The 12,497-nt window shown below is 63.3% G+C and carries 11 protein-coding genes; 8 read left to right on the forward strand and 3 right to left on the reverse strand.

Annotation, left to right across the window (positions count from 1 at the left end):
* The first annotated feature begins 195 nt into the window (after positions 1–195).
* Positions 196–1,125, forward strand: coding sequence for a 2-hydroxyacid dehydrogenase (locus I3253_RS07135; RefSeq protein ID WP_197916970.1), 930 nt, complete (start codon positions 196–198; stop codon positions 1,123–1,125).
* A gap of 73 nt (positions 1,126–1,198) precedes the next feature.
* Here I3253_RS07135 and I3253_RS07140 read toward each other — a convergent pair whose 3' ends face one another.
* Together I3253_RS07140 and I3253_RS07145 are read right to left on the reverse strand one after the other, a co-directional pair.
* On the reverse strand, positions 1,199–1,990 hold the full coding sequence (locus I3253_RS07140; RefSeq protein ID WP_197916971.1) for an SseB family protein: 792 nt from the start codon (positions 1,988–1,990) through the stop codon (positions 1,199–1,201).
* Entirely contained in the window at positions 1,987–2,568 is a 582-nt protein-coding gene (locus tag I3253_RS07145; RefSeq protein ID WP_197916972.1) for a uracil-DNA glycosylase family protein, read from the reverse strand. The genes I3253_RS07140 and I3253_RS07145 overlap by 4 nt, the downstream gene beginning before the upstream one ends.
* An 85-nt stretch (positions 2,569–2,653) precedes the next feature.
* Here I3253_RS07145 and I3253_RS07150 point away from each other — a divergent pair, with 85 nt between their 5' ends.
* The 7 genes from I3253_RS07150 to I3253_RS07180 all read left to right on the forward strand — a co-directional run bounded on the left by I3253_RS07150 (position 2,654) and on the right by I3253_RS07180 (position 10,241).
* Positions 2,654–2,983 carry an ArsR/SmtB family transcription factor gene (locus tag I3253_RS07150; protein ID WP_197916973.1) on the forward strand — a complete coding sequence of 110 codons (330 nt, stop codon included), beginning with the start codon at positions 2,654–2,656 and terminating at the stop codon, positions 2,981–2,983.
* A gap of 2 nt (positions 2,984–2,985) precedes the next feature.
* On the forward strand, positions 2,986–4,020 hold the full coding sequence (locus tag I3253_RS07155) for a permease (protein ID WP_197916974.1): 1,035 nt from the start codon (positions 2,986–2,988) through the stop codon (positions 4,018–4,020).
* A gap of 141 nt (positions 4,021–4,161) precedes the next feature.
* Entirely contained in the window at positions 4,162–5,409 is a 1,248-nt protein-coding gene (locus I3253_RS07160; RefSeq protein WP_197917311.1) for a Na+/H+ antiporter NhaA, read from the forward strand.
* Positions 5,410–5,594: 185 nt separating this feature from the next.
* On the forward strand, positions 5,595–6,254 hold the full coding sequence (locus I3253_RS07165; RefSeq protein ID WP_197916975.1) for an ABC transporter ATP-binding protein: 660 nt from the start codon (positions 5,595–5,597) through the stop codon (positions 6,252–6,254).
* Positions 6,232–7,887, forward strand: coding sequence for a capsule biosynthesis protein (locus I3253_RS07170; protein WP_197916976.1), 1,656 nt, complete (start codon positions 6,232–6,234; stop codon positions 7,885–7,887). Before I3253_RS07165 ends, I3253_RS07170 begins: the two co-directional genes overlap by 23 nt.
* Complete coding sequence (gene kdsA, locus I3253_RS07175) at positions 7,888–8,721, forward strand: 3-deoxy-8-phosphooctulonate synthase (RefSeq protein WP_197916977.1); 834 nt, start codon at positions 7,888–7,890, stop codon at positions 8,719–8,721. It begins immediately after the preceding gene.
* A 23-nt stretch (positions 8,722–8,744) separates the two neighbouring features.
* Positions 8,745–10,241, forward strand: a complete 1,497-nt coding sequence (locus tag I3253_RS07180) for a phosphomannomutase/phosphoglucomutase (RefSeq protein WP_197916978.1) — start codon at positions 8,745–8,747, stop codon at positions 10,239–10,241.
* Between the two features lie 240 nt (positions 10,242–10,481).
* Here the strand turns inward: I3253_RS07180 and I3253_RS07185 are convergent, their stop codons facing one another.
* A complete protein-coding gene (locus I3253_RS07185; protein WP_197916979.1) occupies positions 10,482–12,494 on the reverse strand; it encodes a M3 family metallopeptidase in 2,013 nt (670 codons plus the stop codon).
* Positions 12,495–12,497 lie beyond the last annotated feature (3 nt).

A 12,497-nucleotide genomic window follows, 5' to 3' on the forward strand; every position in this document is an offset into this window, starting at 1 on the left:
GGCTTTGGGCGTGGCGCAACGCGCCCATGGGCCCCGGCCGCGCTGCGAGGGGGCCCCCCCCCGTCACCGCCGCCCGCTGCGGGGGGCTGGTGGGCGGGTGGGCCGGGGCCGCGGGGGCGTGCCCCCGGCGGCCCCCCTTGCCCCGCGTCGCGAAATATGGCCTGACTGCCGCATGGGACCACCGGGAGAATTCGCATGATAAACGCCCTTTTCGCCGCCAGGGCCGACCGCTGGGACAAATATGAGGCGCCGCTGAAGGCCGCCTTTGCCGAAGCCGGACTGGCCGTGGATCTGCGCATGGATTTTCAGCCCGAGGCGGTGGATTACATCATCTATGCGCCCAATGGTTCGGTGCAGGATTTCACCCCCTATACCCGTTGCAAGGCGGTGCTGAACCTGTGGGCTGGGGTGGAAAACGTGGTTGGCAATCCGACCCTGACACAGCCATTGGCCCGCATGGTCGATCCGGGCATGACGCGTGGCATGGTGGAGTGGGTCGCGGGGCACACGCTGCGTCATCACCTTGGCATGGACGCGCAGATTCTGGGCCAGAACGGGGACTGGCGGCCGCATGTGCCGCCGCTGGCCGCGGACCGCCGGGTGAGCGTTCTTGGGCTGGGCGCGCTGGGGTCGGCCTGTGCGGAGGCGCTGGCAGGGCTGGGCTTTGCGGTGACGGGTTGGAGCCGTCGGCCCAAGGCCATCCCGGGTGTGACCTGCCTGTCCGGTGCGGACGGGTTGCGGGACGCGCTTTCACGGGCGGATATCCTGATCCTGCTGGTGCCGTTGACCACGGCGACAGAGAACCTGATGGATGCGCAAAACCTCGCGCTGATGCCGGCAGGCGCCTGTCTGATCAATCCCGGGCGCGGGCAGCTGATCGATGACGAAGCGCTGTTGGCGGCGCTGGATACCGGGCGCATTGCCCATGCCACGCTGGATGTGTTCCGGGTGGAGCCGTTGCCCGCGGGCCACCCCTTTTGGGCGCATCCGCGGGTCACGGTCACACCGCATATCGCCTCGGAAACCCGCCCGCGCACGTCGGCGCAGGTGATCGCCGAAAATATCCGGCGCGGCGCGGCGGGCGAACCGTTTGTGCATCTCGTGGACCGCGACGCCGGGTATTGAGGCGACAAGGGGCCAGCCCCTCTTGGCCTTCGGCCAATTCACCCCGGAGTATTTCCGGCAAAATGAAGACGGATCAGCGCAGTTTTGGCGGTTTGGCCGGGTCGCTGCCCGGTGGGGCGGGCACGTAATCCGCCGGTTGGGCTGGTTCTGGCAGATCAAAGCGCAGTCCGGCGCGGCCCAGCCGGGTGGTGACGGGATCATCCGCTGAAAAGAAGCCGACATCCAGGGCGGCGGCTTCCAGCCCGGAAAAGGTGAGCGCCTCGTTGACGGCCCCGGCCAGCGCGGCGCGGGCGGCGGGCACGGCATTGACAAAGCCCAACAGGTGCGACCGGGCACCATTGTCATATGTCACCCCCACAAGGCCGGCCCAGTCCGCCAGACCCGCCGCCGTGGACAGCTTGGCATCCAGCGCCGTGATCAGGGATTCGGGCAGGCCGGCGGGCGCGGTCATCCCGGTGATCCTGGCCTCGACCTGATCGGGGGCATGGGTCAGCGTATCGGCCAGCCACCCCACCGCCTGGGGCGGGATCAGGATTGCGCTTGGGGCGACCTCGGGGTTGACGGCCAGGCCGATGTTCTGGCCAGACAGCATGGCGGCGATGGCGCGTCCCGACAGGGCCGCGTAGGGCGCGATACGGTTGACGAAATGCGACAGGCGTGCCTCGGTATCGAAGACCAGTACGAACCGCGCATCCGACGTGTCGAAGATCTCGGGCGCGATACTGTCGTCCCCGGCTTCCTTTTCCAGCAGCAGGAACAGTTCCGCATCCGCCAGGCGTTCGTAAAAGCGCAGCCGCGCGGCGGCGTCCCCGGGGGCGGCTTCCATCGCTTCATGGGCCAGGTCCAGCGGAGTTGGCGTGGTCATGACAGCACCTCCTTGATGCGCGCGCGCAGGTCGGGCAGAAGGTCTGCCGCGAACCACGTGTGTTTCTTCAGCCATGCCGTATTGCGCCAGGACGGATGAGGCAAGGGAAAGCGGGCGGGCGCATGGTCGCGCCAGCGGCGCACGGTGTCCGTAACGCCGGTGCCGGAGCCCAGGTGCCATTTTTGCGCGTAACCGCCCACAAGCAGGGTCAGCGGCACCTCGCCCAGATCGGCCATCACCCGGTCATGCCAGGTTCGGGCGCAAATCGCGGGCGGTGGTAGATCGCTGCCGCTTGCATTGGTGCCGGGAAAACAGAACGCCATTGGCAGGATGGCAACCTTGTTGCGGTCATAAAACGTATCCGCGTCCACCGCCATCCAGTCGCGCAGGCGCGCGCCGGACGGGTCACTGAAGGGCCGCCCGCTGGCATGGACCCGTGCGCCGGGGGCCTGACCGGCGATCAGAATGCGCACGCCGGGGCGAAACCAGGCCACCGGGCGCGGCGCATGGGCCGTGGGCGTCGCGGCGAACCGGTTTGCGCACAGGCGGCAGGCCCGGATTTCCGAGGTAAGGTCCATTCACCTCCTATAGCGCGCGTCAATTATTTCGGCAATTATCGAAATAACACTTGCGCGACTCATTCATTTCGATATTTCTAGAAATATGAAACATGATAACCCCACCGACCTCTCGCTGACCCTCGCCGCGTCCAGCTTTGCCGCGCTCGGGTCCGAACAACGCCTGTCCGTGCTGCGCTGCCTGGTGCGCGCGGGCCATGCCGGGCTTTCGATCGGCGAACTGGGCAGACGCAGCGGCGTGACCGGCTCGACCCTGACCCACCACATGAAGATCCTCGCCCAGGCGGGGCTTGTGACCCAGGAAAGACAGGGGCGGTCGATCATCTGTGCGGCGGTCGCCTATGACGCCGTGCGCGCGCTCTCGGACTTCCTGATGAAAGAATGCTGCGCCGACGGCGCCCCGCAAGGATCCTGAACATGACAGACACAACCCAATCCCCTGCCACGCTTGGCGCGCGCCTGGCCCGAATCGACAAGGCCTGGACCGCGCTGGTCCTGATCCTGTTGGCGGTGGCCGTGATGGACAGCGCCCGCTTCCTGCCCGTGGTGACATTTGCCTCAGGCGCGCTTTTGGGGACCGCGCCCTTCATTCTGTTTGCCGTCGCCGCGATCGGCTTTCTCAAGGCAACCGGCGCGGAAAACCTGCTGGCGCGCGCCTTCATGGGGCACGAACTGCGCATGATTCTGTTTGCCGCATTGCTGGGTGGCTTATCCCCGTTCTGTTCCTGCGAGGTCATTCCGTTCATCGCCGCCCTGCTGGCAATGGGCGCGCCGCTTTCGGCGGTCATGGCCTTCTGGCTGGCCTCGCCGCTGATGGACCCGGCCATGTTCGCGATCACATCCGGCACGCTGGGGATCGAATTTGCGCTGGCCAAGACGGCGGCCGCGGTCAGCCTTGGCCTGTTGGGCGGATTTGGCACCATGGTGCTGAAGAATTCGCCGGTCTTTGCTGATCCGCTGCGTGAAAAGCCGCATATCGGCGGGTGCTGTGGTGTCAAACAGCCGTTTTCCGGCCGCCCTGTCTGGGCTTTCTGGACCGAGCCGATGCGGCGCGCGACCTTTCGCGACGTGGCTCTGGACAACATGCTGTTCCTGCTCAAGTGGCTGGCCCTGGCCTATACGATCGAAGCTCTGATGATTTATTATGTGCCGGCCGAACTGATTGCGGGAATTCTGGGCGGCACTGGCCTGATGCCGATCCTGCTTGGGGCGCTGGTCGGGGCGCCGGCCTATCTGAACGGCTATGCCGCCGTGCCGCTGGTGGCCGGGCTTCTGGAACAGGGCATGTCCAATGGCGCGGCGATGAGTTTTGTCATTGCCGGCGGAGTCAGCAGCATTCCCGCCGCAATCGCGGTATGGGCGCTGGTCAAGCCGCGCGTGTTCGCGGCCTATATCGGTTATGCCATGCTGGGCGCACTGATGGCCGGCTTGGCCTGGCAGGCCGTCACCTGACCCCGCGCCGCAGAGCGCTCAAAAAACGGGCGCGGACGGATTATCGCCCGCGACAGAAACACTCTCTTGCCATGCAGCCGTTGCCCCTGCGTCGGAATTCCGCTAAGCCCGCGCGCAAACTGACACAAGGGTGGAAACGTGATGTATCGTGTCTGGAATTTTCTGAACGAATATTCGCTATTGCTGATCATTGGTGCAGTGATTGCACTGATCTGGGCGAACCTGGATTATGCCAGCTACTATGAATTCGTTGAATTCAAGATCTGGGACAAGGCGCCCATCGGGGCTGTTCATGGCGACTACCGCACGCTTACGCTTCACTATCTTGTGAACGACCTGTTGATGGCGCTGTTCTTTGCCATCGCGGCCAAGGAAGTCTGGGAAGCCGTGATCCTGAAAAACGGCTCGCTGCGCGGCAAGAAGGCGGCGACGCCCCTGTTTGCGACGGCGGGTGGCATGTTGGGGCCAATTACCGTCTATCTGGGCCTGGCGATGATCCTGGGGTCGGATACCTATGACGCCGTGGCAAATGGCTGGGCCATTCCCACCGCCACGGACATCGCGTTTTCCTATCTGGTCGGGCGCGTCGTGTTCGGCGCGGGCCACCCGGCGGTGCGTTTTCTGCTGCTTCTGGCGATTGCCGACGACGCGATGGGGCTGATCATTCTGGCGATTTTCTATCCGTCCGGTGAACTGGCGCCACAATGGCTGCTGATGTCGGCGGCGGCGGCGGTAACGGTGTTCCTGCTGGCCAACTGGCTGCCGCGTTATCTGGACCGCGGCAATCAGGCGCGGCCCAATTCGACCTGGGTACGCAAGAACCTGCATTTCGTGCCCTATTTCATCGCCGCCGGGTTCAGCTGGTACGGCTTCATGCGTTCCGGCCTGCACCCGGCCCTGGGCCTGCTGCCGATCGTGCCGACCATTCCGCACGCCGACCGCGCCTTTGGCTTCTTTGCCGAGGCCGAAACCTATCTGCACGATTTGCTCAATGTGATGGAACACGCGCTCAAGCGCCCGGTGGAAATTATCCTGTTCTTCTTTGGCCTGCTCAATGCCGGGGTACAGTTTTCGTCGATGGGCGATGCCACCTGGCTGGTGCTGGCGGGCCTGCTGATCGGCAAACCCGTAGGCATCCTGCTGATGGGGTGGATCGCCGCCGTTCCCCTGCGCCTTGGCATACCCGAAGGGATGCGCATCATCGATCTGGTGGTGATCGGCTTTGTCGCGGCGATCGGCTTTACCGTGGCGCTGTTTGTCGCTTCGGTCGCTTTCGAGGCCGGACCCGTTCAGGACGCGGCCAAGATGGGCGCGCTTTTCTCCTTTGCCGCGGCAATTGTCGCGATCATCGCGGGCAAGCTGCTCCGGGTTCAAAAACAACACTTCTGAACCCGACACCCCATGCAACTCGCAAAAACCGGTGCCCGCGCGCCGGTTTTTCGCGTTTCTCGCCCTAATCTTGCCTCAGACAGTTGCTAAACCGCCATGCAATCCGACATATTACCCCCAAGACGCCGACAGAGCGTTAAGGGTTCTTGGTGTAGGGTAACGGCAGAGCAGCCCGGGAGCAGTCGATGCTCGAGTTCGAAAATGTGAGTAAGTCCTTCTGGACCGGTACGCAGCGCAAGGTGATCCTTGACCGCGTGTCCTTTCGCGTTGAACTGGGCAATTCCCTGGGCATCCTGGCCCCCAACGGCACTGGCAAGACCACGCTGATCAACATGATGGCCGGGCTGGAGAAGCCGGACGAAGGCGTGATCCGGCGCGACTGCCGCATCTCCTTTCCGCTGGGTTTCATGGGCGGCGTGGTGAACAAGCATACCGCGGTCGAAAACAGCCGCTACATCGCGCGGCTTTACGGGCTGGACCCGGATTACGTCGAGGCGTTCTGCCGCTGGCTTTGTGGCCTTGGCGAATATTTCGAACAGCCGCTGGGCACCTATTCATCCGGGATGCGCGCCCGTTTCACTTTTGCGCTGTTGCTGGCGCTGGACTTCGATATCTACCTGATCGACGAGGGGATGCCCTCTTCGACGGATGTCGATTTCAACCGCAAGGCCGGCGAGATCCTGCGCGAACGTCTGCGCACAACAACCATCGTGATCGTGTCGCACCAGCCGCAGGTTCTGGAAAAATTCGCCCGCTCGGCAGCCGTGCTGCTGAACGGCAAGCTTTATATGTTCGACACCTTGGAAGAGGCAAAGCAGCTTTATGACTACCAAACCCAAGGCTAAGAAGTTCCGCATCCGCCGGACCGGACCGGGCGCAACAGAGGCGCCGGGCGCGGCTCCGGCATCGGTCGCCGCCACCGCGGCGGCCCCGGCACAGGCCGCGCAATCCGCCGCCCCGGTCACAAGCCTGCCAACGCGCGACGCCACAACCGGCAAACCGCCTGCCCCCGGGCGCAGCAAGACGCCCGAACAGGAAATCGACGACATCAAGCGCGAGGGTCTGACCGGGCGCCAGCTGCGTCTGGCCCGCCGCATGGCGCAGAAAAACGGGCTGGCCGCAACCTCCGACTATGACGCGGTGCGCCTGTTGCGCGCCGCCGGGATCGACCCGTTCCAGAACACCAACATGCTTGAACTGGTTCCGGCAGACCAGAAACAGGGTCAGGATCAGCTCCCTGCCAGGCTGGCCGAAAACAAGGTGCAATTGCCCCAGACCATGCCGGTGGACAAGAACACCCTGCCCTCCACCGAATCCCGCTCGCCTGCGGACATGCGCGCGATGGAAATCGGTCAGATCCAGCGCGATATCGCCCGCCGTCGGCGCCGCCGGTTGCTGCTCATGCTGGCGCGCCTTTCGGCCTTTGTCTTCCTGCCCACTCTTTTCGCGGGCTGGTATTTCTATTCGGTCGCCACACCCATGTATTCCAGCAAGGCGGAATTCCTGATCCTTCAGGCAGACAATGCCGGCGGTTCCGGGCTTGGCTCGTTGCTGTCGGGCACGCAATTCGCCACCAACCAGGACAGTATCGCGACCCAAAGCTATCTTGCATCCAAGGACGCCATGGTGCGCCTGGACCGGGACGAAGGCTTCAAGGCGGTATTTTCGAATCCCGCAATCGACCCGATTCAGCGCCTGCCCGAAAATGCCTCGCACGAATCCGCCTACAAACTTTACAAGAAATACGTGAAAATCGGCTATGACCCGACCGAAGGCGTGATCCGAATGGAGGTGTCCACCCCGGATCCGGCCGTTTCCGCGCGGTTTTCCCAGGCCCTGATCGGCTATGCCGAAACCCGTGTGGATGACCTGTCGCAACGCAAGCGTGAAGACCAGATGCGCGATGCCCGCGCCAGTCTGGAAAAGGCCACCGCCGAACGGCGCGCCGCCCAGGCCGCCCTTGTCGGCCTTCAGGAAAACTCGGTGCTTGATCCCGAAGGCGTGATCGTGTCACTGCGCAACCAGATTTCCAACGTGGAAATCCAACTCCAGGAAAAAGAGCTGCAACTCGCCGCGCTCCAGGACAATCCGCGCCCCAACAGGGCCCGTATGGCCGGGGTCGAGGGCGACGTGCGCCGCCTCCAGGAGCTGCTGAATCGGCTGCGCGACAAGATGACCGAGGCCCATGCCGGGGGAAGCTCGCTGGCCCAGCAAACCGCGCAGATCCAGATGGCACAGGCCGATCTGGCCACCGCCGACCTGCTGATGCAATCCGCGCTGCAAACCCTGAAACAGACCGAGCTGGAGGCCAACCGCCAGGTGCGCTACCTCACCACCAGTGTCGAACCGGTGGCCAGCCAGGATCCGTCATATCCGCGCAGTTTCGAAAACACCGTCTTGGCCTTTCTCATCTTTTCGGGCATTTATCTGATGATCTCGCTCACCGCATCGATCCTCAGAGAACAGGTGTCTTCGTAGATGAACCATGTCGACATTGGCGGATTGTCCGTTGGAAACGATTGCCCGCTGACGGTAATTGCCGGCCCCTGCCAGCTTGAAAGCGCCGATCACGCCCAGATGATCGCGGGCCGCCTGAAAGAGGCCTGCGACGCCGCCGGGGCGCAGTACATCTTCAAGGCCAGCTATGACAAGGCCAACCGCACCTCGGTCTCGGGCAGGCGCGGTTTGGGGATCGACGGGGGCCTCAAGGTGCTGTCGGGCGTGCGTGACGCGATTGGCGTCCCGGTGTTGACCGACGTGCATACCGAGGCGCAATGCGCACCCGTTGCCGATGCCGTGGACGTGCTGCAAATCCCGGCCTTCCTGTGCCGCCAGACCGATCTGTTGCTCGCCGCCGGCAAGACCGGCGCGGCCATCAACGTCAAGAAGGGGCAATTCCTGGCCCCCTGGGACATGGACAACGTGGTGGCCAAGGTCGAAAGCACCGGCAACCGGCGCATCCTTCTGACAGAGCGCGGCACGTCTTTTGGCTATAACACGCTGGTCGCCGACATGCGTGCCCTGCCCCGCATGGCGCAAACCGGATATCCGGTGGTCATGGACGCCACCCATTCCGTGCAGCAACCCGGCGGCCAGGGAGGCAGTTCGGGCGGACAGCGCGAATTTGCCCCCGTGATGGCCCGCGCCGCCGTGTCGCTGGGCATCGCGGCTGTTTTTATCGAGTCCCATCAAGACCCGGACAAAGCCCCGTCTGACGGGCCAAACATGATTCATTTGCACCAAATGCCTGACCTGATCGAAACGCTGATGGCTTTTGATCGCCTGGCCAAGGCCCATCCCATTACCCTTTGAACGCCCAGAAGAGAGACATTTCCATGACCCGCCCCATTTTTGAGGTATCCCCGAACACCTGGGAATTCCTGCGCGACCCGATGATCAAGCCTACCGGCTTTCGCGAATATGACGCGCGCTGGAAATTTCCGGACGAGATCAACCTGCCCGGCATGACAGCCCTCGGTCTTGGCCTGGGCACCCAGATCCGGCGTCGCGGCATCGACCCGGTCATCGCCGTGGGCAACGATTACCGCGATTACTCCGTGGCCATCAAACAGGCGCTGATCCTGGGCCTGATGCGTGCCGGTATCACCGTCAAGGATATCGGCCCGGCCCTCTCGCCCATGGCCTATTTCTCACAGTTTCACCTGGACGTACCAGCCGTCGCCATGGTCACCGCCAGCCACAATCCGAATGGTTGGACCGGGGTGAAAATGGGCTTTGAACGCCCGCTTACCCATGGCCCCGACGAAATGGCCGAGCTGCGCGATATCGTGCTCAATGGCGACTTCGACGAAGCGCCCGGCGGCGCCTATGAATTCGCGCCAGGCGTGAAAGAGGCCTATATCGACGATCTGGTGGGCGATTTCCGCATGTCGCGCCCGCTCAAGGTGGTGTGCGCCACAGGCAACGGAACCGCCGCCGCCTTTGCACCCGAGATTTTCGAGCGCATCGGAGTCGAGGTTGTGCATTCCCACACCGAACTCGATTACACGTTCCCCAACTACAATCCCAACCCCGAAGACATGCACATGCTGCATGACATGGCCGATACGCTTCGTGCCACCGGCGCCGATCTTGCGCTGGGCTTTGACGGCGACGGCGATCGCTGCGGCGTGGTGGACGATGAAGGCGAAGAAATCTTTGCCGACAAGGTGGGCGTGATCATGGCCCGCGACCTGTCCAGGATCTATCCCAACGCAACTTTCGTGGCCGACGTAAAATCAACCGGCCTTTTTGCCGCCGACCCGGTATTGCAGGCCAATGGTGTGACCGCCGATTACTGGAAGACCGGACACAGCCACATGAAACGCCGCGTCAAGGAAATCGGCGCCCTGGCGGGGTTCGAAAAATCCGGCCACTATTTCCTGGCCGAACCAATCGGGCGCGGCTATGACTGCGGAATGCGTGTGGCGGTTGAGATCTGCAAGCTGATGGACCGAAACCCCGACAAATCCATGTCGGACCTGCGCAAGGCTCTGCCCAAGACATGGTCAACACCAACCATGTCACCCTATGCCGCCGATACCGAGAAATACGACATCCTTGAACGTCTGGTGGGTAAGCTGGTCGGCATGCACGAAGCTGGCAAAGGCTTTGCCGGGCGCACCATCAAGGACGTAGTGACAGTCAACGGCGCGCGCGTGATCCTGGACAATGGCAGTTGGGGTCTTGTGCGGGCCTCATCCAACACCCCAAATCTGGTCGTGGTCTGCGAAAGCGCGGAAAGCGAGGCCGAAATGCGCGCCATTTTCGACGCCCTCAACGACGTGATCCGTACCGAGCCTGGCGTCGGTGAATACGACCAGACAATCTGAAGCCGTTCAAAGCTCTCCCGCCCACCGGCATGGCATCGTGGATGCCACCCGATGGTTGGGCGTGGCTCGCGCTGCACGCGAGCCTTGGGGCTCCGCCCCGCCGCGGGCAAGCCCGCGACTCCCCGGGATATTTCAGGCCAAAAGAAGTGATGAAGCGCCCTGAGCCTTCTTTTGGCCCCAAATATCCCGGGGGTGAATTGGCCTGAAAGGCCAAGAGGGGGCAGCGCCCCCTTCACTTGGTCACGCGACCAATCCACGCCCCTTGAGCAGCGCCTCGATACCGGGCAAACGCCCTCGAAACCTCAAGTACAAGTCATCTGCTTCGACGGTTCCCCCCTTTGACAGGATATGTCCTTCCAAGGCGCGGGCAGTGTCAGAATCGAACGCGCTCCCAGCCTCTTCAAAAGCCGCAAACGCGTCGGCGTCCATCACTTCGGACCACATATAGCTGTAATAGCCCGACGAATACCCGTCGCCGGCGAAGACATGCGCGAAATGCGGCGTGGCATGGCGCATGGTGATCGCGTGGGGCATGTCCAGCGCCGTCAGAACCTCGTCCTGCCGTGCCATCGGATCAGCGGGGGCCGCGCGATCATGAAACGCCAGATCCACCAACGCCGAGGCCACATATTCCACCGTCTGAAAGCCCATGTCAAAATTGGCCGCGCCCAACACCTTGTCCAGCATCGCCCTGGGCATCGGCGCGCCTGTATCCACATGAGTGGCGAATTTTGCCAACACCTCGGGCACCTCCAGCCAATGTTCATATAGCTGGCTGGGCAGTTCCACGAAATCGCGCGCCACGGATGTTCCCGACACACTTTCATAGGTCACGTCCGACAGCATCTGATGCAGCGCATGGCCAAATTCGTGAAACAGCGTGCGCGCATCGTCATAGCTCAGAAGCGCAGGATCGCCCTTTGCAAAATTGCAGATATTGATCACCACCGGCGCCTGTGATTCGGGAAATTTCGCCTGCCCCCGCATCGCCGAGCACCACGCACCCGATCGTTTGGAGCCGCGCGCGAAATAATCCCCGATGAACACCGCCACGTGCCGCCCGTCCCGCGTCACCTCCCAGGCGCGGCAATCGGGGTGATACAACGCAACATCCAGCGGCGCGAACTCAAGCCCGAACAGCCGGTTGGCACAGTCAAAGGCCGCCTCGATCATGCGGTCCAGTTGAAGATATGGTTTCAACGCCGCCTCATCCAGATCATGCTCGGCCTTGCGCCGTTTCTCCGCATAATAGCGCCAGTCCCACGGCTCCAGCGGCCCGTTCACCCCATCATCTTGCAGCATCTGCGTCAGCACCGCGGCATCCGCCTCGGCCCGCGCGCGCGCCGGCTGCCATACCGCCATCAACAGGTCGCGCACGGCGCCCGGTGTCCTGGCCATTTCGGTTTCCAGCTTGTAGGCCGCGAAACTCTCATACCCAAGCAGCGCGGCCCGCTCCTGCCGCAGCGCCAGGATTTCCGCAGCGATCTCCCGGTTGTCGGTTTCCCCCCCGTTCGCACCACGCGCCGCCCAGGCCCGAAACGCCCGCTCGCGCAGATCCCGGCGCGGGGAAAACTGCAAGAAGGGCACGATCAGCGAGCGTGACAACGTCACGACCGGACCCATGGCGCCCTTGTCCTGCCCCGCTGTCCGTGCCGCCTGCACGACGAAATCGGGCAGACCTTCCAGATCAGTCTCAGACAGTTCCATGAACCAGTCGCGCTCATCCGCCAGAAGGTTCTGCGTGAACGCCGTGCCCAGCACCGCCAGCCGCCCCTTGATCTCCTGCATCCGGGCATCCTCTGCCCCCGTCAGCGCCGCGCCCGCGCGCACGAACCCGCGATGGGTCAGCATCAGCACGCGGCGTTGCTCGTCGCTCAGATCCAGCCCGTCGCGCGCCGCCCAGACTGCCGCCACGCGGGCAAACAACGCCTTGTTGGAGGAAATCCCGGCCGAATGCTGCGCCAATCTGGGCGAGAACGCGCGCTGCAATGCCTCGCGATCCGGATTGCTGTCGGCTCCGGCAACAGTAAAAAACACCGACAACACCTTGTCCAGCTGCGCCCCCGCCCTCTCCAGCGCCTCGATCGTGTTGGCGAATGTCGGCGGCGCGCCAGCCCCGGCAATCGCCGCGATCTCGGCCTCGTGCGCGCTCAGCGCCTCTTCGAAGGCCGGGGCAAAATCCGCATCCGAAATCGCGTCGAACGGGGCAAGATGAAACGGCGTTGTCCACTCGGACAAAAGCGGGTTGGTCATGGG

Source organism: Thiosulfatihalobacter marinus (assembly GCF_016019955.1).
In the GTDB taxonomy this organism is placed as follows: domain Bacteria; phylum Pseudomonadota; class Alphaproteobacteria; order Rhodobacterales; family Rhodobacteraceae; genus Shimia; species Shimia marinus_A.